The sequence below is a fragment of the Escherichia sp. E4385 genome (assembly GCF_963883145.1).
Taxonomy (GTDB): domain Bacteria; phylum Pseudomonadota; class Gammaproteobacteria; order Enterobacterales; family Enterobacteriaceae; genus Escherichia.
In genome coordinates, this window is record NZ_CAWOOJ010000022.1 from 40,774 (window position 1) to 63,224 (window position 22,451).

23 protein-coding genes are annotated in these 22,451 nt (G+C 51.3%); 11 read left to right on the forward strand and 12 right to left on the reverse strand.

The genetic code is table 11. From position 1 onward, the window contains the following. Positions 1–97: 97 nt before the first annotated feature. The 5 genes from recG to gmk are packed head-to-tail and all read right to left on the reverse strand — an operon-like array spanning position 98 to position 5,961. Positions 98–2,179, reverse strand: a complete 2,082-nt coding sequence (gene recG / locus AACS80_RS21600) for an ATP-dependent DNA helicase RecG (RefSeq protein WP_135410582.1) — start codon at positions 2,177–2,179, stop codon at positions 98–100. A 5-nt stretch (positions 2,180–2,184) separates the two neighbouring features. After that, the gene (gene trmH / locus AACS80_RS21605; protein ID WP_131161530.1) at positions 2,185–2,874 is read right to left on the reverse strand and encodes a tRNA (guanosine(18)-2'-O)-methyltransferase TrmH; all 690 of its coding nucleotides are present in this window, start codon (positions 2,872–2,874) and stop codon (positions 2,185–2,187) included. Positions 2,875–2,880: 6 nt separating this feature from the next. Further along, positions 2,881–4,989, reverse strand: coding sequence for a bifunctional GTP diphosphokinase/guanosine-3',5'-bis pyrophosphate 3'-pyrophosphohydrolase (gene spoT, locus AACS80_RS21610; protein WP_130206741.1), 2,109 nt, complete (start codon positions 4,987–4,989; stop codon positions 2,881–2,883). An 18-nt stretch (positions 4,990–5,007) separates the two neighbouring features. Further along, entirely contained in the window at positions 5,008–5,283 is a 276-nt protein-coding gene (rpoZ, locus tag AACS80_RS21615) for a DNA-directed RNA polymerase subunit omega (RefSeq protein ID WP_000135058.1), read from the reverse strand. A gap of 54 nt (positions 5,284–5,337) precedes the next feature. Further along, a complete protein-coding gene (gene gmk / locus AACS80_RS21620; protein ID WP_010344504.1) occupies positions 5,338–5,961 on the reverse strand; it encodes a guanylate kinase in 624 nt (207 codons plus the stop codon). Between the two features lie 258 nt (positions 5,962–6,219). On the opposite strand from gmk, the gene ligB reads away from it, so the two are divergent. After that, the gene (ligB, locus tag AACS80_RS21625) at positions 6,220–7,905 is read left to right on the forward strand and encodes an NAD-dependent DNA ligase LigB (RefSeq protein WP_135410581.1); all 1,686 of its coding nucleotides are present in this window, start codon (positions 6,220–6,222) and stop codon (positions 7,903–7,905) included. Here ligB and AACS80_RS21630 read toward each other — a convergent pair. Further along, positions 7,902–8,519 (reverse strand): trimeric intracellular cation channel family protein, encoded by a 618-nt coding sequence (locus AACS80_RS21630; RefSeq protein ID WP_064526048.1) that lies wholly within the window; start codon positions 8,517–8,519, stop codon positions 7,902–7,904. The genes ligB and AACS80_RS21630 overlap by 4 nt on opposite strands. A gap of 251 nt (positions 8,520–8,770) precedes the next feature. Next, the gene (locus tag AACS80_RS21635; protein WP_000621326.1) at positions 8,771–9,634 is read right to left on the reverse strand and encodes a YicC/YloC family endoribonuclease; all 864 of its coding nucleotides are present in this window, start codon (positions 9,632–9,634) and stop codon (positions 8,771–8,773) included. Between the two features lie 126 nt (positions 9,635–9,760). Here AACS80_RS21635 and rph point away from each other — a divergent pair, with 126 nt between their 5' ends. From rph to AACS80_RS21650, 3 genes are all read left to right on the forward strand, one after another. Further along, positions 9,761–10,477, forward strand: a complete 717-nt coding sequence (gene rph, locus AACS80_RS21640; protein ID WP_130206735.1) for a ribonuclease PH — start codon at positions 9,761–9,763, stop codon at positions 10,475–10,477. 65 nt (positions 10,478–10,542) lie between these two features. Then, positions 10,543–11,184 (forward strand): orotate phosphoribosyltransferase, encoded by a 642-nt coding sequence (pyrE, locus tag AACS80_RS21645; RefSeq protein WP_000806177.1) that lies wholly within the window; start codon positions 10,543–10,545, stop codon positions 11,182–11,184. A 297-nt stretch (positions 11,185–11,481) separates the two neighbouring features. Next, a complete protein-coding gene (locus AACS80_RS21650; RefSeq protein ID WP_135410580.1) occupies positions 11,482–12,441 on the forward strand; it encodes a reverse transcriptase family protein in 960 nt (319 codons plus the stop codon). Between the two features lie 45 nt (positions 12,442–12,486). On the opposite strand, the gene slmA is transcribed toward AACS80_RS21650, so the two are convergent. The 3 genes from slmA to coaBC all read right to left on the reverse strand — a co-directional run bounded on the left by slmA (position 12,487) and on the right by coaBC (position 14,846). After that, positions 12,487–13,083, reverse strand: coding sequence for a nucleoid occlusion factor SlmA (slmA, locus tag AACS80_RS21655; protein ID WP_130206731.1), 597 nt, complete (start codon positions 13,081–13,083; stop codon positions 12,487–12,489). A gap of 106 nt (positions 13,084–13,189) precedes the next feature. Next, the gene (gene dut, locus AACS80_RS21660) at positions 13,190–13,648 is read right to left on the reverse strand and encodes a dUTP diphosphatase (protein ID WP_000976070.1); all 459 of its coding nucleotides are present in this window, start codon (positions 13,646–13,648) and stop codon (positions 13,190–13,192) included. Continuing rightward, positions 13,626–14,846, reverse strand: a complete 1,221-nt coding sequence (coaBC, locus tag AACS80_RS21665; RefSeq protein ID WP_130215156.1) for a bifunctional phosphopantothenoylcysteine decarboxylase/phosphopantothenate--cysteine ligase CoaBC — start codon at positions 14,844–14,846, stop codon at positions 13,626–13,628. Before coaBC ends, dut begins: the two co-directional genes overlap by 23 nt. Before the next feature lie 171 nt (positions 14,847–15,017). Here coaBC and radC point away from each other — a divergent pair, with 171 nt between their 5' ends. The 4 genes from radC (at position 15,018) to mutM (ending at position 17,234) form a co-directional block, all read left to right on the forward strand. After that, a complete protein-coding gene (gene radC, locus AACS80_RS21670) occupies positions 15,018–15,686 on the forward strand; it encodes a RadC family protein (protein ID WP_130215158.1) in 669 nt (222 codons plus the stop codon). A 216-nt stretch (positions 15,687–15,902) separates the two neighbouring features. Continuing rightward, entirely contained in the window at positions 15,903–16,139 is a 237-nt protein-coding gene (gene rpmB, locus AACS80_RS21675) for a 50S ribosomal protein L28 (RefSeq protein WP_000091955.1), read from the forward strand. Positions 16,140–16,159: 20 nt separating this feature from the next. Beyond that, entirely contained in the window at positions 16,160–16,327 is a 168-nt protein-coding gene (rpmG, locus tag AACS80_RS21680) for a 50S ribosomal protein L33 (RefSeq protein WP_001051798.1), read from the forward strand. 97 nt (positions 16,328–16,424) lie between these two features. After that, a complete protein-coding gene (mutM, locus tag AACS80_RS21685; protein ID WP_130261165.1) occupies positions 16,425–17,234 on the forward strand; it encodes a bifunctional DNA-formamidopyrimidine glycosylase/DNA-(apurinic or apyrimidinic site) lyase in 810 nt (269 codons plus the stop codon). Positions 17,235–17,272: 38 nt separating this feature from the next. Here the strand turns inward: mutM and coaD are convergent, their stop codons facing one another. After that, entirely contained in the window at positions 17,273–17,752 is a 480-nt protein-coding gene (gene coaD / locus AACS80_RS21690) for a pantetheine-phosphate adenylyltransferase (protein WP_001171866.1), read from the reverse strand. Positions 17,753–17,759: 7 nt separating this feature from the next. Beyond that, on the reverse strand, positions 17,760–19,037 hold the full coding sequence (waaA, locus tag AACS80_RS21695) for a lipid IV(A) 3-deoxy-D-manno-octulosonic acid transferase (protein WP_131161542.1): 1,278 nt from the start codon (positions 19,035–19,037) through the stop codon (positions 17,760–17,762). Positions 19,038–19,440: 403 nt separating this feature from the next. On the opposite strand from waaA, the gene rfaQ reads away from it, so the two are divergent. Genes rfaQ through rfaP form a run of 3 tightly spaced genes read left to right on the forward strand, consistent with a single transcriptional unit; the run spans position 19,441 to position 22,422 of the window. Next, the gene (rfaQ, locus tag AACS80_RS21700) at positions 19,441–20,511 is read left to right on the forward strand and encodes a lipopolysaccharide core heptosyltransferase RfaQ (protein ID WP_130206721.1); all 1,071 of its coding nucleotides are present in this window, start codon (positions 19,441–19,443) and stop codon (positions 20,509–20,511) included. Then, positions 20,508–21,632 carry a lipopolysaccharide glucosyltransferase I gene (gene rfaG, locus AACS80_RS21705; protein WP_130206719.1) on the forward strand — a complete coding sequence of 375 codons (1,125 nt, stop codon included), beginning with the start codon at positions 20,508–20,510 and terminating at the stop codon, positions 21,630–21,632. The genes rfaQ and rfaG overlap by 4 nt, the downstream gene beginning before the upstream one ends. Then, positions 21,625–22,422: a lipopolysaccharide core heptose(I) kinase RfaP gene (rfaP, locus tag AACS80_RS21710; RefSeq protein ID WP_130206717.1), complete on the forward strand. Its 798-nt coding sequence runs from the start codon at positions 21,625–21,627 to the stop codon at positions 22,420–22,422. Before rfaG ends, rfaP begins: the two co-directional genes overlap by 8 nt. Positions 22,423–22,451: the final 29 nt, after the last annotated feature.

A 22,451-nucleotide genomic window follows, 5' to 3' on the forward strand; every position in this document is an offset into this window, starting at 1 on the left:
TGAATTTGTAGGTTTTTGTAGGGCGGATAAGGCGTTCACGCCGCATCCGGCAGGAAGGTAGATCAACCTGAAACGGCGGTCTTCTCACCGCCGCCTTTTACGCATTTGAGTAACGTTCGGTCTCTGGCATCCAGCGTTCTATCAGGGCTTTTGCCTGCTGTGGGTAACGTTCGTGAATATGTCGCGCCAGGCGCTGAACTTCCGGGATCATCGCCTGGTCGCGCAGTAAATCTGCCACTTTAAATTCGGCATTACCCGTCTGACGTGTGCCTAACAGTTCACCCGGTCCGCGTATCTCCAAATCTTTCTGCGCAATCACAAAACCGTCGTTACTGTCACGCAGCACTTGCAGGCGGATTTGCGCCGTTTTGGAGAGCGGTGTTTTGTAGAGCAGGACACAGTGAGAAGCCACCGCGCCACGACCTACACGCCCGCGAAGCTGGTGTAACTGCGCCAGACCCAGACGCTCCGGGTTTTCGATAATCATCAGACTGGCGTTAGGCACATCAACGCCGACTTCAATAACAGTGGTGGCAACCAGCAGGTGTAGCTCGCCTTGTTTAAACGACGCCATCACTGCCTGCTTCTCGGCTGGTTTCATCCGCCCGTGCACCAGACCGACATTCAACTCTGGTAGCGCCAGTTTCAACTCTTCCCACGTGGCTTCCGCCGCCTGCGCTTCCAGTAATTCCGATTCTTCAATCAACGTACAAACCCAGTACGCCTGACGGCCTTCCGTAATGCAGGCGTGGCGCACGCGGTCGATAATATCGTTACGGCGCGTATCAGGAATTGCCACTGTCGTCACTGGGGTACGTCCTGGCGGCAGTTCATCAATGACCGAGGTGTCGAGATCGGCATACGCGGTCATTGCCAGCGTGCGGGGGATCGGCGTGGCGGTCATGATCAACTGATGTGGATGGAAGCCCTGTTGCTGGCCTTTCTCCCACAATGCCAGACGCTGATGCACGCCAAAGCGATGCTGTTCGTCGATTATCACCAGCGCTAGGCCGTTAAACTGCACCTGTTCCTGGAAAATGGCATGAGTGCCAACAATCATCTGCACCTGACCGCTGGCGATGGCTTCTTGCTGAGCCAGTCGCGCTTTACCTTTCTGCTTACCGGCGAGCCAGCCCACTTCGATACCGAGCGGTTCAAACCAGTTGCGGAAGTTATTGGCGTGCTGCTCGGCAAGTAACTCGGTTGGCGCCATCAATGCCACCTGTTTACCGTGAGCAATCGCACGCAGCGCGGCGAGGGCGGCAACCAGCGTTTTACCGGAGCCTACATCGCCTTGTACCAGGCGCATCATCGGTACATCGAGCGCCATATCGCGCTCAATCTCCGCCACTACGCGTGCCTGTGCGCCCGTTGGCTTGAACGGTAAGGCGGCGAGGAGTTTATTTTTCAGCGCGTCACTGGCGCTAAGCGGCTGGGCATGGAAACGTTGCGCTCCGGCGCGTAACGCCAGCATGCTAAGGTTGTGCGCCAGCAGTTCTTCCAGAATCAGACGACGTTGCGCCGGATGCTGCCCGGTTTCCAGATCGCTAAGTTGCAGCGTTGGCGGTGGGCGATGCAGAGTGCGCAACGCTTCCGGTAACGTCATCATTCCTTGTGACAGTTCCGGCGGCAGGAGTTCTTCAATGGCGCAGGTGTCGAGCAGATCCAACGCCTGATCGGTCAGTTTTCGAAGCGTCGCCTGCTTTACGCCTTCCGTTGTTGGGTAAACCGGCGTGAGCGTTTCCTGCAACTCTGGCGTACTGAGATCGCCCTGCACGCGGTATTCCGGGTGGATCATCTCCGCACCATATTTGCCGCGCTTTGCTTCGCCATAGGCCAGCACGCGGTGGCCCGTCGCCAGGCTATTTTTCATTGCTGCGTTGAAGTTGAAAAAGCGCATGGTGAGAATGCCGGAACCGTCGCTAATCTGGCAGGTCATCATTCGCCGACCGCCGAAGGAGATATTGCAGTTCAGCACTTCGCCTTCCACCGTGGCATAAACGCCCGGCAGTAGCTCACCGATGGGGTAGAGATGGGTGCGATCTTCGTAGCGCAGGGGAAGGTGTAAGAGTAAATCCTGCACGGTATGCAGATTGATTTTCGCCAGCTTGTTACTTTGCGCTGCACCAACGCCCGTTAGGGAACTGAGTGGGACAGCATCTAACAGGCGACCTTTCATGGCGCTTACCCTGCGGCCTGCATAGTGGCCCACCAGTCGGCATCAGCTTCAATCTCGCCTTGCTGATTGACATGAGGGTAGGGCAGACCTTTGCGTTTCGCGACTTTCGCCAGCACCGGATAGCCGCCTTCAAACAACAGGCGTTGTTGCTCTGCTTCCGGCAACATACTGTTTTCACGCAGGTACATGCCTGCGTTTTGCCGCTGGCGCTGGGCTTCGTAAAGAATGAGGGCTGAGGCAACAGAAACATTCAGCGACTGCACCATGCCGATCATCGGAATGATGATGTCCTGATCCGCCAGGGCTAATGCTTCCTGAGTGATGCCCGTTTTCTCCTGACCCATCAAAATACAGGTCGGGCGGGTGTAATCAATTTCGCGGAAATCGACAGCGTTATCAGAAAGATGGGTTGCCAGAATCTGCATGCCCTGGCCTTTCAGATGGGCGACGGCATCGCCAATGGTACGGTGCGTTTTCACCTGTACCCAACTGTTGCTGCCAGCCGCAGCCGAAGCCATAGTGCGCATCCGGCTGCCAGGCCAGACGGCGTGGACTTCATGTACGCCAACGGCATCTGCAGTACGAATAATCGCAGAAACGTTATGGGGTTTGTGGACCTGCTCCATGCAGACGGTCAGATCAGGCTGCCGCCTGGCGAGCACTTCGCAGATACGTGCATAACGTGTTGGGTTCATAAAACATTAATTTCGGTTTCGGGTGACTTTAATCACGTCTGGCATCACGCGGATTTTGCGCATGATATTCGCCAGATGCACACGGTCACGGGCGGTCAGACGAATAAAGGCGCTGTAGACGCGACCATCCTTTTCTTCTGTATTCAAACTTTGAATATTGGAGTTGGTCGTATTGATCGCCGCCGTCAGGTTAGCTAATGCGCCCTGATGATTGAACATCTCCACCTTGATTTCGGTGATGAACTCTTGCGCCGTCTCTTTATCCCATTCCACAGCCATAAATTTCTCTGGCTCTTTCTGGTAGCCACGGATGTTACGACAGGATTCATGGTGGATCACCAGACCTTTACCGGGGCTGACGTGAGCGATAATCGGGTCGCCAGGAATTGGGCGGCAGCATTTCGCAAAGGTGATCAGCACACCATCGGCACCTTTAATTGGCAGATGTCCGTGACTTTGGGTCGCCGGTGGAATGGAAGCGTCCCCATGTTGCAGATTCTTCGCGACCACCACGCTCATCGCGTTGCCAAGACCAATTTCCGCCAGCAGATCGTCAAGCGTAGCCAGCTTCATGCGGTCCAGTTCACGCTGAATATTTTCCTGCGGGATTTCATTGAGCTTACGGCTACCACCCAACGCATGGTTGAGCAGGCGGCGGCCCAGGCTTACAGAATCATCACGCTTGAGGTTTTTCAGCAACTGACGAATTTTGGCGCGCGCTTTCGAGCTGACGACAAAGTTCAGCCATGCGGCATTCGGGCGAGCGCCAGGTGCGGTAATGATTTCAACGGTCTGGCCGCTGGAGAGCGGCTGCGACAGCGGGTAAGGCTGACGGTCGACGCGCGCGCCCACGCAGGCATGACCGATATCGGTATGCACCGCATAAGCGAAGTCGACGGGCGTTGCACCGGCAGGCAGTTCGACAATGCGCCCTTCCGGTGTGAAAACGTAAATCTCATCCGGGAAGAGATCGGATTTAACGCTCTCGATAAATTCAAACGAGCTACCGGCGCTCTGTTGCAGCTCCAGCAGGCTTTGCATCCAGCGCTGGGCGCGGATTTGCGCGGTAGTACTGGTTTCGCCGTGCTCTTTATAAGCCCAGTGTGCGGCAACACCCATTTCCGCCATCTGATCCATATCTTCGGTGCGGATCTGGACTTCAACCGGCACGCCGTGCGGGCCAATCATCGAGGTGTGCAAAGACTGATAGCCGTTCGCTTTGGGAATGGCGATATAGTCTTTCACGCGACCCGGACGCGGCTTGTACAGGCTGTGCATCTGGCCGAGCACGCGATAACAGGTGTCGGAATCATTGACGATCACGCGGAAGGCGTAGATGTCCATGATCGAGTGAAAACGCTGCTCTTTGAGCACCATTTTGCAGTAGATCGAATAAAGATGCTTTTCGCGACCACTGACGCGGCACGGTATTCCCGCTTCCTGCAAACGCCCTTCGATTTCCGAGAGGATTTTTTGGATCATCTCTTTACGGTTGCCGCGCGCGGCTTTCACCACTTCTTTGATTACGCGATAACGGTTGGGATACAGCGCTTCAAAACCCAGCTCTTCGAGTTCGGTTTTAATGTGGTGGATACCTAAACGGTGCGCCAGCGGGCTGTAGATTTCGAGAGTTTCACGGGCGATGCGGCGACGTTTGTCCGGGCGAAGTGAGCCCAGCGTGCGCATGTTGTGGGTACGGTCTGCGAGTTTGATGAGAATGACGCGGATATCCTGCACCATCGCCATAATCATCTTGCGAAAGTTTTCGGCCTGCGCCTCTTTCTTATCGCGGAACTTGAGCTTATCAAGCTTTGATACTCCCTCTACCAGTTCGGCGACGCTTTTACCAAAAAGCTGTTCCATGTCCTGGTAGGTGGCGGGAGTATCTTCAATCACGTCATGCAGCAGCGCTGCCATTAGCGTTTCATAGTCGAGTTTCATCTCGGCCAGAATGCAGGCAACCGCGACCGGGTGCGTGATATAGGGTTCACCGCTTGAACGTGTTTGCCCCTCGTGAGCATCACGTGCAACGAGATACGCCTGCCGCAGACGTTTGATTTGGTCTTCCGGCAGGTAGTTTTGAATCAGTTGATTCAGGCTTTCAAACAGATACAAGGGCGACCCGCTTTGTGATTAACGACGACCTTCAGCAATAGCGGTAACGGCTTGTAATTCAGCGGCTTCCTGCTCTTGCTGTTCCTGGCGTTCGCGCACGTCGAGGATCTGGTTGTTGATCAGACCTTCTTCGATTTCGCGCAACGCGATTACTGTGGTTTTATCGTTTTCTTCCGGTACCAGCGGATCCTTTCCGCCTACCTGCATCTGACGAGCGCGACGCGCGGCGACCAGTACCAGGTCAAAACGGTTACCAATTTTCTCTACAGCGTCCTGAACAGTTACGCGTGCCATACTTAAAAAGCTCCACAGGTGAAGAAATGACTGGGCATGATACTGAAAGAAGGTTCAGTCTGCCAACAATTTGCTGATTAAAGCGTCATGACGCTGCTTTTGGCGGCTCATGCGCAAGCGTTCGGCGCGAATGATAGTCTTTAGATCACCCAGAGCGGTGTCGAAATCATCATTCACTATTAAATAATCATATTCGGCGTAATGGCTCATTTCTGCAACTGCTTGCGCCATACGCTTTGCAATGACCTCTTCGCTGTCCTGACCTCGACCCCGTAAACGGCGGTCTAACTCAATTTTTGACGGCGGTAAAATAAAGATACTCCGCGCATGCGGCATTTTCTGGCGAATTTGCTGCGCGCCCTGCCAGTCAATATCCAGAAAAACATCCACGCCGCTCGCCAATACTTGCTCAATGGCCTCGCGTGAAGTGCCATAGTAATTACCGAACACTTCCGCGTGCTCAAGGAATGCATCTCTGCTAATCATCTCTTTAAATTCATCATGATTAACAAAGAAGTAGTGTTCACCATGGACTTCACCCGGACGCGGTGCGCGCGTGGTGTGTGAAACAGAAACCTGAGTGTCGTACAACGGTTGAGTTTTTAATAAAGCCTGAATCAGGCTGGATTTACCCGCGCCACTGGGGGCAGAAACAATATAAAGCGTGCCTTGAGCCATGAGTATCTTTCGTATGTGATTAAGCGAAATAAAGCCTATATACGGGCTTATTATACACGGCGCGGCCATGTGACGTAGCCCTTGCTCACACTTTTTGCGCAAAGTTGTTGCGTTTTGCGTACCTGTTTCCGCAATTCCCGGTCATTTACTGCAACAAGAACGATTCTCTGGAAGCGTCCTCGTAGACTCCGTTTTTGCCACTCGGTTTTGCATTCATCTCGTTGTATATCTGCCCGCCTGACTACAGCGGAGGTGACGATGAAAGTATGGATTGCAGTGTTAATGAGTATTTTGTGCTGGCAATCATCAGCGAAGGCGGTCTGTCCGGCCTGGTCGCCAGCCAGAGCGCATGAAGAAATCTCCCGCCTACAACAGCAAGTAAAACAGTGGGACGATGATTACTGGAAAAAAGGGAAAAGTGATGTGGAAGATGGGGTTTACGATCAGTTAAGCGCCCGCCTTGCACAGTGGCAACGCTGTTTTGGCGAAGAGACAACGGGTGACGCTATGCCGCCGCCGTTGAGTGGCACGGTTATCCATCCGGTTGCGCATACGGGGGTACGTAAGTTAGCGGATAAAAATGCGCTACGTCTGTGGATGCATGAGCACAGCGATCTTTGGGTACAGCCAAAAGTTGATGGCGTTGCGGTAACACTGGTCTATCGTGATGGAAAACTGATTAAAGCGATCAGTCGTGGCAATGGGCTTAAAGGTGAGGACTGGACGCAGAAAATACGCTTGATTCCTTCTGTACCGCAATCTGTTAGCGGAGCTTTGGCCAACAGCACCCTGCAGGGTGAGATATTTCTCCAGCGTGAGGGGCATATCCAACAACAAATGGGAGGAATGAATGCCCGTTCAAAGGTCGCTGGCATTTTGATGCGCCAGGACAATAGCGACACGCTGCATTCACTGGGCGTGTTTATCTGGGCGTGGCCGGATGGACCACAGTTGATGGCCGAGCGATTACAGCAGCTTGCTACTGCGGGCTTTACTTTGACGCAGAAGTATACCCTTGCGGTGAAAAGCGCAGACGAGGTTGAGCGAGCACGTAATGAGTGGTGGAAAGCGAAATTGCCCTTCGTCACCGATGGCGTGGTGGTGCGAGCGGCTAAGGAAGCCGAATCCCGTCATTGGCTACCGGGTCAGGCGGACTGGCTGATAGCGTGGAAATATCAGCCTGTGGCCCAGGTTACTGAAGTAAACGCGATACAGTTTGCTGTCGGTAAGAGCGGAAAAATCTCGGTGGTGGCGTCACTCGCGCCTGTCATGCTGGATGATAAAAAAGTCCAGCGGGTGAACATTGGTTCCGTCAGAAGTTGGCAGGAGTGGGACATTGCACCAGGCGATCAAATCCTTGTGAGTCTTGCCGGTCAGGGTATTCCACGCATTGATGAAGTGGTCTGGCGCGGTGCTGAACGCACAAAACCGACGCCGCCAGAAAACCGTTTTAACGCGTTGACCTGCTACTTTGCTTCTGATGTTTGTCAGGAACAATTCATATCGCGATTAGTTTGGCTGGGATCAAAACAGGTTTTGGGGCTGGAGGGCATCGGTGAATCTGGCTGGCGCTCGCTACATCAGACGCATCGCTTTGAGCATATTTTTTCCTGGCTTTCATTAACGCCAGAGCAATTGCAGCACACGCCGGGGATCGCGAAGAGTAAAGGTGAGCAGTTATGGCATCAGTTTAACCTGGCACGTCAGCAGCCTTTTACTCGCTGGGTGATGGCAATGGGAATACCGTTAACCCAAACGGCGCTTAATGCCAACGACTTCAGCTCCTGGGCGCAACTTTTGCAGAGAAGCGAACAGTATTGGCAGCAACTACCGGGGACAGGGCTGCGTCGCGCAAGTCAGGTTATGGAATGGAAGGATAATGCGCAAATCAAGATGCTGGGCAACTGGCTGGCTGCCCAGCAGATCACAGGTTTTGTGCCTTAGTGACCTTCGTGGCTGTAATAAAAAACCGGTAATCCCAGTTTAAGACGCAGCGCCAGCAAGCGAGCGAAAAAGCCGAATACCAGGGTGGAAATAATCACCACATCATGGTTAGAAACATAGTGTTGCAGCGCGATATACAGCACGGCGGAAGCAAAGGAAACCCCGGCGTACAGCTCTTTCTGGAATACCAGAGGGATGCGTTTACAGAACATATCGCGCAAAACGCCGCCAAACACGCCAGTCGTCACAGCCGCGACAACGGCAATGATCGGGCCGTGTCCCATATCCAGCGCGACCTGTGCGCCAATGATAGAAAAAACCACCAGTCCGAGTGCATCGAGCACCAGAAAGACTTTACGCAGGTAAGGCATCACGGGAGCAACGATAGTGGTGAACACGGCGGCGGTGGCGACGATAATCACATACTCCGGGTGTTTGACCCAGCCAAGCGGATAGTGGCCCAGCAGAATATCGCGCACTGACCCTCCGCCAATTGCGGTGGCGGTCGCAATGATAATTACGCCAAATGTATCCATGCGCCGCCGTCCGGCCGCCAGCGCCCCTGTCATGGCTTCGGCAGTAATGCCAACCAAATACAAAATGTGTAACAGCATGGTTTTCCCCCTAAAAATCTGCCTGGCAGGGTAGCGATTTGTGTGCATTGTCACGATTGAGATTTTTTAAGGAGAGAATGGATTGATAATTTGTAGTTATGTGAAATTGCTATTTTCTGTAGCAGGAATGCATTTTTCTGATTTTGTGATAAGTAAAATGCATTAGAAAAAGTATGGAGTAAATAAATATGAGGACGAAACTATATGCGTAGCGCCGCTGTAATTAACAACGGCCTACGGAGATATGCCGCTTACTCGATGTTCTGAATCTGCTCGCGCATTTGCTCGATCAACACTTTCAGCTCGATGGCGGAGTTTGTCACTTCGGCATTGATAGATTTCGACGCAAGAGTGTTCGACTCGCGGTTGAACTCCTGCATCATAAAGTCCAGACGACGGCCAACAGCTTCTTTTTTCTTCAGAATGTTGTACGTCTCTTTAACATGCGCTTCGAGGCGGTCCAGCTCTTCGGCAACGTCAATTCGTTGTGCCAGCAGAACCAACTCCTGCTCCAGACGGTTGTTTTCCAGTTGCACCTGGGCGTCTTCCAGCTTCGCTACCAGACGCTCACGCTGCCATTGCAGGATTTCCGGCATATGGGCGCGGACTTTGACCACTTCGGCGGTGACGCCTTCCAGACGCTGCTCGATCAATGCTTTCAGCGCCTGACCTTCGGTTTCACGCGCGATGATAAAGTCGTCCAGGGTGCCATCGAGAGCCGCAAGAATTTCAGCAGCAATGGCGTCGAGATCCTGCTCCTGAGCTGCCATCACGCCCGGCCAGCGCAGAATATCAACCGGGTTGATTTCCCCTTCGTCGCTCTGCATTTTTACCCAGTTCGCAGCAGTTACCAGCTGTTTAGCCAGTTTTTCGTTGAGGATCAGCTCACCTTGCGCGCTGACATCTGGCTCATAGCGCAGGGTACATTCCACTTTACCGCGCGTCAGGCGAGAACGAATACGCTCGCGAACGACAGGTTCAAGGCTACGGAACTGCTCCGGCAGACGAAAGTAAGTTTCCAGATAACGCTGGTTTACCGAGCGCATTTCCCAGGTTGCGCTCCCCCATTCACCCTTGATTTCACGCCGGGCGTAGGCGGTCATACTGCGGATCATAGACGTTCCTGTTTATAAAAGGAGAGGTGGAAGGATTATAGCCATCGATGCCTTGTCAGGATAGGAATAACCGCCGGAAGTCCGTATAATGCGCAGCCACATTTGTTTCAAGCCGGAGATTTCAATATGCGTCCAGCAGGCCGTAGCAATAATCAGGTGCGTCCCGTTACCCTGACTCGTAACTATACAAAACATGCAGAAGGCTCGGTGCTGGTCGAATTTGGCGATACCAAAGTGTTGTGTACCGCTTCTATTGAAGAAGGCGTGCCGCGCTTCCTGAAAGGTCAGGGCCAGGGCTGGATCACCGCAGAATACGGTATGCTGCCGCGTTCTACTCATACCCGTAATGCCCGTGAAGCGGCGAAAGGTAAGCAGGGCGGCCGCACGATGGAAATCCAGCGTCTGATCGCTCGTGCATTGCGCGCCGCAGTAGATTTGAAAGCCCTCGGTGAGTTTACTATTACGCTGGATTGCGACGTACTTCAGGCCGATGGCGGCACCCGCACTGCTTCTATCACCGGTGCTTGTGTTGCACTAGCCGATGCCCTGAATAAACTGGTTGAAAATGGCAAGCTGAAAACCAATCCAATGAAAGGGATGGTAGCCGCGGTTTCTGTCGGTATTGTTAACGGCGAAGCGATTTGCGATCTGGAATACGTTGAAGACTCAGCGGCTGAAACGGACATGAACGTGGTGATGACCGAAGACGGGCGCATCATTGAAGTGCAGGGAACGGCAGAAGGTGAACCGTTCACCCACGAAGAGCTACTGACCTTGTTGGCCTTGGCTCGAGGGGGAATCGAATCCATTGTAGCGACGCAGAAGGCGGCGCTGGAAAACTGATTTTTAAGGCGACTGATGAGTCGCCTTTTTTTTGTCTGTAGAAAAGTAAGATGAGGAGCGAAGGCATGAAACCATATCAGCGCCAGTTTATTGAATTTGCGCTTAGCAAGCAGGTGTTAAAGTTTGGCGAGTTTACGTTGAAATCCGGGCGCAAAAGCCCCTATTTCTTCAACGCCGGGCTGTTTAATACCGGGCGCGACCTGGCACTGTTAGGCCGTTTTTACGCTGAAGCATTGGTGGATTCCGGCATTGAGTTCGATCTGTTGTTTGGCCCTGCTTACAAAGGGATCCCGATTGCCACCACAACCGCCGTGGCGCTGGCGGAGCATCATGACCTGGACCTGCCGTACTGCTTTAACCGCAAAGAAGCAAAAGATCACGGTGAAGGCGGCAATCTGGTTGGTAGCGCGTTACAAGGGCGTGTGATGCTGGTGGATGATGTGATCACCGCCGGGACGGCGATTCGCGAGTCGATGGAAATTATTCAGGCCAATGGCGCGACGCTTGCTGGCGTGCTGATTTCGCTCGATCGTCAGGAACGGGGTCGCGGCGAGATTTCGGCGATTCAGGAAGTTGAGCGTGATTACAACTGCAAGGTGATCTCTATCATCACCCTGAAAGACCTGATTGCCTACCTGGAAGAGAAGCCAGAAATGGCGGAACATCTGGCGGCGGTTAAGGCCTATCGCGAAGAGTTTGGCGTTTAAAAATATGCGCTGCGCAGGGTTTTTGCTGTGCGCAGCGTGATGCGTTTTAAGATATCGTGTTAATCTGCTTTCGCCAGCAGTGGCAATAGCGTTTCCGGCCTTTTGTGCCGGGAGGGTCGGCGAGTCGCCGACTTAACGCCAGTAGTATGTCCATATACCCAAAGCCGCTTCATTGTACTTAAGTACGCTTCGCGTACGTCGCGCTGACGCGCTCAGTACAGTTACGCGCCTTAGGGATGGTTTGATGGTATTGCCGCTGTTGGCGCCTCTTTTGGCCGCCGTGATGTGGAGAGTGGAATGGATGCTACCCGGATAACCCTTCTGGCGCTCGATTTGTTCGGCTCGCCGGGCTGGAGTGCCGATAAAGAAATACAGCGGCTGTATGCGCTCAGTAATCATGTCGGACGCCATTACCGATGCATTATTCTTTCTAAGCGCCACGGTGGTCAGCGGATGCTGCTAGCCCCTGATTACTTGCTCAAAACCGTACAGCGCAACATTCTTAAGAACGTACTTTCACGATTTCCGCTTTCCCCTTTTGCTACCGCCTACCGGCCAGGTTGCCCAATCGTCAGCAACGCGCAGCCTCACTGCCAACAGTCGCAGATCCTGAAACTCGATATCGAAAACTTTTTCGATAGCATTAGCTGGTTACAGGTCTGGCGTGTGTTTAGCCAGGCTCAGTTGCCACGCAATGTGGTAACCATACTGACCTGGCTTTGTTGCTATAACGACGCGTTGCCGCAGGGGGCGCCAACTTCGCCTGCCATTTCCAATCTTGTGATGCGCCGTTTTGATGAGTGCATTGGGGCATGGTGCCAGACACGAGGAATTATCTATACCCGCTACTGCGATGACATGACCTTTTCAGGTCACTTCAATGCCCGCCAGGTTAAAAATAAAGTGTGCGGATTGTTAGCGGAGCTGGGCCTGAGCCTCAATCAACGCAAAAGCTGCCTGGTTGCGGCCTGTAAGCGCCAGCAGGTAACCGGGATTGTTGTTAATCACAAACCACAGCTTGCCCGTGAAGCGCGCCGGGCGCTGCGTCAGGAGGTGCATTTGTGCCAAAAATATGGCGTTATTTCGCATCTTAGTCATCGGGGTGAACTTGATCCTTCTGGCGATCTCCACGCACAGGCAACGGCGTATCTGTATGCTTTGCAGGGAAGAATAAACTGGTTATTGCAAATCAACCCTGAGGATGAGGCCTTTAAACAGGCGAGGGAAAGTGTAAAGCGAATGCTGGTGGCATGGTAAGAAAAGCATCAGGCAGACGTTTCTGCCTGAACGTTTAGGGGAGAATTACTGCAACTGCGCAGCAATTAGTGGCCAGCGGGCGTCAAAATCATCCGTCGGGCGGTATTTAAACTCGCTGCGGACAAATCGTGACAGCATACCTTCACAAAATGCCAGCAACTGGCTTGCCAGCAGCGTTTCATCGGTGGTGTAACCTTCACCCTCACGCATTCTCTTTTCACGCAATACCTGACGCAACTGCGCTTCAATACGCTCGAACAGTTGGTTGATGCGCCCTTGCAGGCGGTCTTGTTCAAACATCAGCGCATGCCCGGTAAGGATGCGGGTCAGGCCAGGATTACGCTCACCAAAACCGAGGAGCAACAACACAATCAGACGCAGGCGCGTTGTGGTGTCCTTCTCATCTTTCAGAATCAGATTGATGCGAGTAATCAGGCTATCTTCGATAAACTCAATCAGGCTATCGAACATGCGGGTTTTACTGGGGAAGTGGCGATACAGAGCCGCTTCGGAAACGCCGACGGAGGCGGCCAGTTTCGCTGTCGTGATACGTTGGCTTCCATCGCTGGATTCCAGCATCAGCGCCAGAGACTGAAGTATTTCTTCGCGACGGTTCCTTTTCGCAGTTTGTTTTTCTGCCATGTTACAAAATACCCCTGAAAATAAGCACTTGCCAGGCGGCACCCACGCTATGACCGCAAACGAAATGTTTGCGGCAATGTTATGACGTTATTTGGATGCGTATGTGTTACTGACGACCAGAGTGACCAAAGCCGCCTTCACCGCGGTCGGTGGCGTCAAAATCTTCCACCAGATTAAATTCGGCCTGTACCACCGGAACAAAAATCATCTGCGCGATACGTTCGCCTGGTTGAATGGTGAAGCTGTCCTGGCCACGGTTCCACACGGAAATCATCAACTGGCCCTGATAGTCAGAATCGATCAATCCTACCAGGTTGCCGAGCACGATACCGTGCTTATGTCCCAATCCGGAGCGCGGCAGCATCATCGCCGCCAGTGAAGGGTCGGCAATATGAATCGCCAACCCGGTAGGTACCAGGGTGGTGTCGCCCGGCGCCAGTTCTACGGCGTCGTCGAGACAGGCGCGCAGGTCAAGTCCGGCAGAACCAGAAGTGGCATAAGTCGGGAGCGGAAATTCCTTCCCAACGCGCGGGTCCAGAATCTTAACGTCGATTTTTTTCATCATAACGGGTCACGATCTCGTCGAGTAATAATTGGCCAAGGAGCTCTTTGCGCTCAAGCGGTAAGACTTTATCTCCGTCTTGCCAGAAAAGGTGTAATGCATTGCTGTCGCTGTTAAATCCTTGAGTTGGCCGGGAAACATCGTTCGCGCAGATCAGATCAAGGTTTTTACGAATACGTTTTTGCCGGGCGTATTCTTCCACATTATTTGTTTCGGCCGCAAATCCAACAACATAAGGCCTTTGGTCTTTTAGTGCGGCAACTCCAGCGACGATATCAGGGTTTTTGACCATTTTTATTGTTAATTCATCCCCCTGAGTCGCCTGCTTTTTGATTTTTTCACTGGCGACAGCGGCTGCGCGATAATCAGCCACGGCGGCGCAACCGATAAAAATATTTTGCTGCTGTACAGAGGCCTTCACAGCGGCTTCCATCTCCAGTGCGGTCATCACATCCACACGTTTAACAAACGGCGGTGTCGGTAGCGAAACCGGTCCGGAAACCAGTGTAACGTTCGCTCCACGACGGGCAGCGGCTGCGGCGATAGCAAAGCCCATCTTGCCGGAGCTGTGATTAGAGATATAACGCACGGGATCGAGCGGTTCACGCGTAGGGCCGGCGGTAATCATAATATTCAGATGTTTCAGGTCGTTGACGGGCGAAAAATGTGCGACAGCCATATCCACAATGGTTAATGGATCGAGCATTCGCCCAGGGCCGATATCACCACAGGCCTGACTGCCGCTATCTGGCCCCCAGATCAGCAAACCACGTGAGGCAAGTACCTCTAAATTATGTTGGGTAGCCGCAGCACGATACATCTGCTGGTTCATGGCTGGCAGTACGGCAACAGGCGCAGGCGTGGCCAGGCAAATCGTTGACACCAGATCATTCGCCATCCCGGCAGCTACGCGGGCAATCAAATCAGCGGTGGCTGGGGCGAGAATTACTAAATCAGCCCATTTACCCAGCTCAATGTGACCCATAGCCGCCTCGGCTGCTGGATCCAGCAGACTATCGGAAACGGGATACCCAGAAACCGCCTGCAAGCTAAGTGGGGTGATAAAGGCTTTTGCCGCTTCGGTCATGGCTACGCGGACGTCTGCTCCGCGATCGCGCAAACGACGCACCAGCTCAGGGGTTTTATAGGCAGCAATACCGCCGCTGACGCCGAGAACGATTTTTTTACCGGCCAGGCTCATGATGATTTTTCCTGTAGGGGGACACCAGAAGTTGGCGATTTTATCACAATACTTTTGTTGTCGTGCTTTCACCTGAGAATCACTTTGCGAGGCGCTTTCCAGGATTGAAAACTGGCCGTCGATTTAACCAAACGACTATGACAGGATGCGCCCTCCACAAAGGAGGTGAAGGTGAAAAGCAATGTAGAATTGTTGATGCCACGCGAAAAAATGCTGAAGTTGGGCATTGGCGCGTTAACGGATGTTGAACTGCTGGCGTTATTTCTGCGTACGGGGACGCGCGGTAAGGATGTGTTAACCCTGGCGAAAGAGATGCTGGAGAATTTTGGGTCGCTATACGGCTTGTTATCCTCTGAATATGAACAATTTAGTGGCGTTCATGGAATTGGTGTGGCGAAATTCGCCCAGTTAAAGGGAGTTGCGGAACTGGCGCGGCGTTACTACAACGTGCGGATGCGCGAAGAAAGCCCGTTGCTCAGCCCGGAGATGACGAGGGAGTTTTTACAAAGCCAACTTACGGGAGAGGAACGAGAGATCTTTATGGTGATCTTTCTCGATTCCCAACACCGGGTTCTTACTCACAGCCGACTCTTTTCCGGCACGTTAAATCATGTGGAAGTCCATCCACGAGAAATTATTCGTGAAGCGATAAAAATAAACGCCTCGGCGCTGATCCTTGCCCATAATCACCCTTCTGGTTGTGCTGAACCCAGTAAAGCGGATAAACTCATTACCGAACGGATAATAAAAAGTTGTCAGTTCATGGATTTACGCGTGCTCGACCATATCGTGATTGGGCGTGGAGAATATGTTTCTTTTGCCGAACGCGGCTGGATTTAATCCGCTATGCGCGATCCTTCGGGATCTTTGTCTGTTCGGGACTTGAGCACATCGCCGAGTCAGCGTATACTACGCCACCTTTGAGAATCTCGGGTTTGGCATTTGGGCCTGGCAATCGAGAGTTCACATAGAACTGCGATGACCGGGCTGTAAAGCCTGACGAGGCGCCAATACCCCATACGAAGCTCGAGCTAATTTGATTTTTGGAGAATAGACATGTCCCGAGTCTGCCAAGTTACTGGCAAGCGTCCGGTGACCGGTAACAACCGTTCCCACGCACTGAACGCGACTAAACGCCGTTTCCTGCCGAACCTGCACTCTCACCGTTTCTGGGTTGAGAGCGAGAAGCGTTTTGTCACCCTGCGCGTATCTGCTAAAGGTATGCGTGTAATCGATAAAAAAGGCATCGATACAGTTCTGGCTGAACTGCGTGCCCGTGGCGAAAAGTACTAAGTACTTAGAGGAAATAAATCATGGCTAAAGGTATTCGTGAGAAAATCAAGCTGGTTTCTTCTGCTGGTACTGGTCACTTCTATACCACTACGAAGAACAAACGTACTAAGCCGGAAAAACTGGAACTGAAAAAATTCGATCCAGTTGTTCGCCAGCACGTGATCTACAAAGAAGCGAAAATCAAATAATTTTCGCTTTGATGTAACGAAAAACCTCGCTACGGCGGGGTTTTTTGTTATCTGCCTGCCCCCATATTGACTGCATCTGTTCATTCCTGGAGATGCTATGCCTGAATTACCCGAAGTTGAAACCAGCCGTCGCGGCATAGAACCGCATCTCGTTGGTGCAACCATTCTTCATGCGGTGGTGCGCAACGGACGCTTGCGCTGGCCGGTTTCGGAAGAAATCTACCGTTTAAGCGATCAACCAGTGCTAAGTGTACAGCGCCGTGCTAAATATCTGCTGCTGGAGCTGCCTGAGGGCTGGATTATCATTCACCTGGGCATGTCTGGCAGTTTGCGCATACTTACGGAAGACCTTCCCCCTGAAAAGCATGATCATGTTGATTTGGTGATGAGCAACGGTAAAGTGCTGCGCTACACCGATCCGCGCCGCTTTGGTGCCTGGCTGTGGACCAAAGAGCTGGAAGGGCACAACGTGCTGGTCCATCTTGGACCGGAGCCGCTTAGCGACGATTTCAACGGTGAGTACCTGCATCAGAAGTGCGCGAAGAAAAAGACGGCGATTAAGCCCTGGCTGATGGATAACAAACTGGTGGTAGGCGTAGGGAATATCTATGCCAGCGAATCTCTGTTTGCGGCGGGGATCCATCCGGATCGGCTGGCATCGTCTCTCTCGCTGGCAGAATGCGAACTGTTGGCACGAGTGATTAAAGCGGTGTTGCTGCGTTCAATTGAGCAGGGCGGCACGACGCTGAAAGATTTTCTGCAAAGTGATGGTAAACCGGGCTATTTCGCGCAGGAATTGCAGGTTTACGGGCGAAAAGGTGAGCCGTGTCGGGTGTGCGGTACGCCGATTGTGGCGTCTAAACATGCGCAGCGGGCAACGTTTTATTGCAAGCACTGCCAGAAATAATTGATGCTTGCCGGATGGCATACCATCCGGCATAAACGCTACGCTAACTTCGCCATCAGCGCCTGATGGACATTCTCCGGCAGGAAATGGGTGACATCGCCCTGATGGCGCGCCACCTCTTTCACCAACGATGAAGAGATAAAGGACCACTCTTTCGACGGCATCAGAAACACACTTTCCAGTTCTGGCATTAAGTGGCGATTCATATGCGCCAGCTGCATTTCATATTCAAAATCTGCCACCGCACGCAGGCCACGAATCAGCACCGTAGCGTGTTGATTGCGGGCGAAGTTTGCCATCAAATCGCTAAATCCGACCACTTCAACGTTTCCCAGATGCGCAGTTGCCTGTTGTGCCAGCGCCACACGCTCTTCCAGAGTAAACATCGGTTTTTTACTGGGGCTGGCGGCAATCGCCAGAATAACGTGATCGAACATCTGCGTGGCGCGCGTCACGATATCGATATGACCATTGGTAATGGGATCGAAAGTACCCGGATAAATCGCCCGTTTTTGCATAACAACCTCAATGCGTTTTCGGTGGCAGGTAAGGTTCCAGCAGTTGAAGCAGACGCTGTAGCGCGCCCTGGTTTTGATACAGCACTTCAACGGCATGACGGCCATAGAAACTACGGTAATCGGCGTCGGTGAGTAAAGAGGAAACCTCTTTTGCAAGCGTAGTGGCATCGGTGACGGTAATCAGCCCGCTTGCCTGCTCCAGCCGCGCGCAAATGTCTTTAAAGTTAAAGGTATGCGGCCCCATCAACACCGGGATAGCGTGTGCGGCGGCCTCCAGCGGATTATGCCCACCGCGTTCAACCAGTGAACCGCCAACAAACGCGAGATCGGCAATACCGTACAGCAACATCAGTTCGCCCATCGTATCGCCAACCACAACCTGCGTGCTGGTGGAGGGGACTTCCCCTGAGGAGCGTGTGATATAGCTTAGTCCAGCCTGGCGGACAAGGTTAATCGCATCCGGGAAGCGTTCCGGATGACGGGGTACCAGGATGAGCAATAAATTCGGGAACTGTTGTAACAGCGCCTGATGGGCGGCAATCACTACGCTCTCTTCGCCATCATGAGTACTGGTGGCAATCCATACTGGACGATGCGGCGCCCACTGGCGGCGCAGTGTTACTGCTTTAGCGGCCAACTGTGGCGTCACTGAAATATCGAATTTCAGGCTACCGGTGACGGTGACCTGATTATTTTTTGCACCCAGCGTCACAAAGCGCGCAGCATCTTCTTCATTTTGCGCAGCAATCAGCGTAATACGGCGGAGCAAGCGACGAACAAATTTACCCAGTTTGGCGTAACCTGCGGCAGAGCGTGCAGAGAGTCGCGCATTAGCGATAACCAGTGGAATTTTACGTTTATGTAGCGCCGCAATCAGGTTAGGCCATAGTTCGGTTTCCATAATCAACACCAGTTTTGGGTCGACTTTATTCAGGAAACGGTTGAGCGCATCGGGCAGATCGTAAGGCAGATAGACGTGCTGAACATCTTTTCCAAAAGCCGATTGTACGCGCTCCGAACCAGTCGGCGTCATAGTCGTGACTGTGATTGGTAAATCAGGATAGCGATGACGCAGCGCGCGCACCAACGGGATTGCCGCCAGGGTTTCACCGACGGAGACGGAGTGCAGCATAATGCCGCCTGGTGTTAGCGGATGGCGGTAAAAACCGTAACGTTCACCCCAGCGTTTTCGATAGGCCGGAGCCTTACGTCCGCGCACCCAGAGCCGTATCCAGATTAGCGGCTGAATAAGGTAGAGAAGGGCGGTGTAAAGCAATTCGAGCATAATAAATAGCTGACTTATGGATGTGCTGGGGATTCTATGTATTTAACGGTGGCTTTACCATTACTTTTCCCGTTTTTGACTTAAATAGCTTCAGTTTGGTCTGATCTGCCGCTACATCTTCATTTTTTTTGTATTTTTATGCGATTCATTGAAACTCGGCCCCATTTTCAACTCTACATAGGCCATACCGACATTATAGATATGCTTTTTTATCTATTTGATTTTTATGATTAAAACATATTTCGTGTATAAAAATCATTCGGGTCGGATTGCTGCGAAAGAAATGATACACTAGCACGTCAAGTAAGTGCGTTATCAGTATTCAGGTAGCTGTTGAGCCTGGGGCGGTAGCGTGCTTTTTTTCTGCTTAACTTAATCAGACAATCACACAAAAGAGTCGCTAGTGGAAAAGCCATTTCGAAAAATTCTGGTCATAAAGATGCGATATCATGGAGATATGTTATTAACTACTCCTGTCATCAGTACGCTCAAGCAGAATTATCCTGATGCAAAAATCGATATGCTGCTTTATCAGGATACCATCCCTATTTTGTCTGAAAACCCGGAAATTAATGCGCTCTACGGGATAAGCAATAAAGGTGCGGGAACATTCGATAAAATTAAAAATGTGCTTTCGTTGATAAAAACTCTGCGTGCGAATAATTATGACCTGGTCATTAATCTTACGGATCAGTGGATGGTGGCGCTGCTGGTACGTTTTTTACCCGCACGGATGAAAATATCGCAACTTTATGGTCATCGGCAGCATGGCATTTGGAAAAAAAGCTTCACACACTTAGCGCCAATACACGGCACACATATTGTTGAGCGTAATTTATCGGTCCTTGAGCCATTAGGTATTACCGATTTCTACACTGACACAACAATGAGTTACGCCGAAGATTGCTGGAAGAAGATGCGCCAGGAATTAGATGCCCTGGGCGTAAAAGATCATTATGTTGTCATCCAGCCGACAGCGCGTCAGATATTTAAGTGCTGGGATAACGATAAATTTTCTAAGGTTATCGATGCGCTGCAACAGCGAGGGTATCAGGTTGTCCTGACCTGTGGGCCTTCGGCAGATGATCTCGCTTGTGTAGATGAGATTGCACGAGGTTGCGAAACAAAACCCATTACTGGCCTTGCAGGTAAAACACGTTTTCCTGAACTAGGCGCGTTAATTGATCATGCAGTGCTTTTTATTGGTGTGGATTCTGCGCCGGGGCATATTGCGGCGGCGGTGAAGACGCCAGTTATTAGCCTCTTTGGGGCCACTGATCATGTATTCTGGCGCCCATGGACCGAGAATATTATTCAATTCTGGGCGGGGAATTATCAGAAAATGCCGACCCGGCATGAACTTGACCGCAACAAAAAATATCTTTCTGTTATTCCAGCGGAAGATGTGATCGCCGCTACGGAAAAGCTGTTGCCAGAAGATGCCCCATCAGCTGACAGGAATACACAATTATGATCGTGGCGTTTTGTTTATATAAATATTTTCCATTTGGTGGGCTTCAACGTGACTTTATGCGCATTGCATCAACAGTTGCCGCACGGGGCCACCATGTTCGAGTCTATACGCAGTCATGGGAAGGTGATTGCCCAAAAGCATTTGAGCTTATTCAGGTGCCAGTTAAGTCCCATACCAACCATGGACGCAATGCAGAATATTATGCCTGGGTACAAAATCATCTCAAAGAGCATCCCGCTGATCGCGTTGTTGGGTTTAATAAGATGCCAGGTCTGGATGTTTATTTTGCCGCTGATGTTTGTTACGCCGAGAAAGTTGCGCAAGAAAAAGGTTTTTTATATCGTTTAACATCACGATATCGCCATTATGCCGCATTTGAGCGAGCAACTTTCGAGCAGGGTAAATCGACGAAACTTATGATGCTGACCGATAAGCAAATCGCCGATTTCCAGAAGCATTATCAAACTGAATCTGAACGTTTTCAAATTCTTCCTCCCGGTATTTATCCGGACAGAAAATACAGCGAGCAAATCCCAAACAGTCGTGAAATTTATCGCCAGAAAAATGGCATAAAAGAGCAACAAAACTTATTACTGCAGGTTGGATCAGATTTTGGTCGTAAAGGTGTTGATCGCTCAATTGAAGCTTTGGCATCGTTACCGGAATCATTACGTCACAATACGCTTTTATTTGTTGTTGGTCAGGATAAACCGCGGAAATTTGAAGCGTTGGCAGAAAAACTCGGCGTGCGGAGCAATGTGCATTTCTTCTCCGGTCGCAATGATGTGTCAGAATTAATGGCAGCCGCTGATTTATTACTGCATCCCGCTTATCAGGAAGCCGCGGGTATCGTTCTTCTTGAAGCGATCACTGCTGGATTACCTGTTTTAACAACTGCAGTATGTGGGTATGCGCATTATATTGCAGATGCCAATTGTGGAACGGTCATTGCTGAACCTTTCTCCCAGGAACAATTAAATGAGGTTTTACGTAAAGCGTTAACTCAGTCTCCATTACGAATGGCCTGGGCGGAGAATGCTCGCCATTATGCCGATACTCAGGATTTGTATAGCCTGCCAGAGAAAGCCGCAGATATCATTACAGGTGGTTTAGATGGTTGAATTAAAAGAGCCGCTTGCCACACTTTGGCGTGGTAAAGATGTTTTTGCAGAAGTCAAAGAACTGAACGGCGAGGTCTTTCGTGAACTCGAGACGCGTCGCACATTACGCTTTGAGCTGTCCGGGAAAAGCTATTTTCTTAAATGGCACAAGGGGACGACATTAAAAGAGATTGTAAAAAATCTACTCTCATTACGGATGCCCGTTTTGGGCGCAGACAGAGAGTGGCACGCTATTCATCGCCTGAGTGATGTTGGCGTTGATACAATGAAGGGCATTGGGTTTGGTGAGAAAGGTTTAAACCCATTAACCCGTACATCATTTATTATTACCGAAGATCTCACTCCCACGATTAGCCTTGAAGATTATTGTGCTGATTGGGCAGTCAACCCGCCTGATATACGTGTAAAGCGTATGCTGATTACACGAGTGGCAACCATGGTGCGTAAAATGCACGCCGCAGGGATAAATCACCGTGACTGCTACATTTGCCACTTTTTACTTCATTTGCCATTTACTGGCCGGGAAGATGAATTAAAAATTTCGGTTATCGATCTGCATCGGGCACAGATACGTGCAAAAGTACCGCGTCGTTGGCGCGATAAAGACCTGATTGGTTTGTATTTCTCATCAATGAATATTGGGCTGACGCAGAGAGATATCTGGCGATTTATGAAGGTTTATTTTGGTATGCCTTTACGTAAGATATTATCTCTTGAACGGAATTTATTGAACATGGCAAGTGTTAAGGCCGAGCATATTAAAGAGCGAACACAACGCAAAGGATTATAAAAATATTTATCAGTATGTACTGGAACTAA

What these genes read in the sequence shown, in the direction of transcription:
- mutM (WP_130261165.1), top strand. Translation starts at nt 16,425, where the DNA reads ATGCCTGAATTACCCGAAGTTGAAACCAGCCGTCGCGGCATAGAACCG.
- AACS80_RS21630 (WP_064526048.1), bottom strand. Translation starts at nt 8,519, where the DNA reads ATGCTGTTACACATTTTGTATTTGGTTGGCATTACTGCCGAAGCCATG.
- coaD (WP_001171866.1), bottom strand. Translation starts at nt 17,752, where the DNA reads ATGCAAAAACGGGCGATTTATCCGGGTACTTTCGATCCCATTACCAAT.
- dut (WP_000976070.1), bottom strand. Translation starts at nt 13,648, where the DNA reads ATGATGAAAAAAATCGACGTTAAGATTCTGGACCCGCGCGTTGGGAAG.
- AACS80_RS21635 (WP_000621326.1), bottom strand. Translation starts at nt 9,634, where the DNA reads ATGATCCGCAGTATGACCGCCTACGCCCGGCGTGAAATCAAGGGTGAA.
- rph (WP_130206735.1), top strand. Translation starts at nt 9,761, where the DNA reads ATGCGTCCAGCAGGCCGTAGCAATAATCAGGTGCGTCCCGTTACCCTG.
- rfaG (WP_130206719.1), top strand. Translation starts at nt 20,508, where the DNA reads ATGATCGTGGCGTTTTGTTTATATAAATATTTTCCATTTGGTGGGCTT.
- AACS80_RS21650 (WP_135410580.1), top strand. Translation starts at nt 11,482, where the DNA reads ATGGATGCTACCCGGATAACCCTTCTGGCGCTCGATTTGTTCGGCTCG.
- ligB (WP_135410581.1), top strand. Translation starts at nt 6,220, where the DNA reads ATGAAAGTATGGATTGCAGTGTTAATGAGTATTTTGTGCTGGCAATCA.
- rpmG (WP_001051798.1), top strand. Translation starts at nt 16,160, where the DNA reads ATGGCTAAAGGTATTCGTGAGAAAATCAAGCTGGTTTCTTCTGCTGGT.
- recG (WP_135410582.1), bottom strand. Translation starts at nt 2,179, where the DNA reads ATGAAAGGTCGCCTGTTAGATGCTGTCCCACTCAGTTCCCTAACGGGC.
- rpoZ (WP_000135058.1), bottom strand. Translation starts at nt 5,283, where the DNA reads ATGGCACGCGTAACTGTTCAGGACGCTGTAGAGAAAATTGGTAACCGT.
- gmk (WP_010344504.1), bottom strand. Translation starts at nt 5,961, where the DNA reads ATGGCTCAAGGCACGCTTTATATTGTTTCTGCCCCCAGTGGCGCGGGT.
- waaA (WP_131161542.1), bottom strand. Translation starts at nt 19,037, where the DNA reads ATGCTCGAATTGCTTTACACCGCCCTTCTCTACCTTATTCAGCCGCTA.
- coaBC (WP_130215156.1), bottom strand. Translation starts at nt 14,846, where the DNA reads ATGAGCCTGGCCGGTAAAAAAATCGTTCTCGGCGTCAGCGGCGGTATT.
- slmA (WP_130206731.1), bottom strand. Translation starts at nt 13,083, where the DNA reads ATGGCAGAAAAACAAACTGCGAAAAGGAACCGTCGCGAAGAAATACTT.
- rpmB (WP_000091955.1), top strand. Translation starts at nt 15,903, where the DNA reads ATGTCCCGAGTCTGCCAAGTTACTGGCAAGCGTCCGGTGACCGGTAAC.
- pyrE (WP_000806177.1), top strand. Translation starts at nt 10,543, where the DNA reads ATGAAACCATATCAGCGCCAGTTTATTGAATTTGCGCTTAGCAAGCAG.
- trmH (WP_131161530.1), bottom strand. Translation starts at nt 2,874, where the DNA reads ATGAACCCAACACGTTATGCACGTATCTGCGAAGTGCTCGCCAGGCGG.
- rfaP (WP_130206717.1), top strand. Translation starts at nt 21,625, where the DNA reads ATGGTTGAATTAAAAGAGCCGCTTGCCACACTTTGGCGTGGTAAAGAT.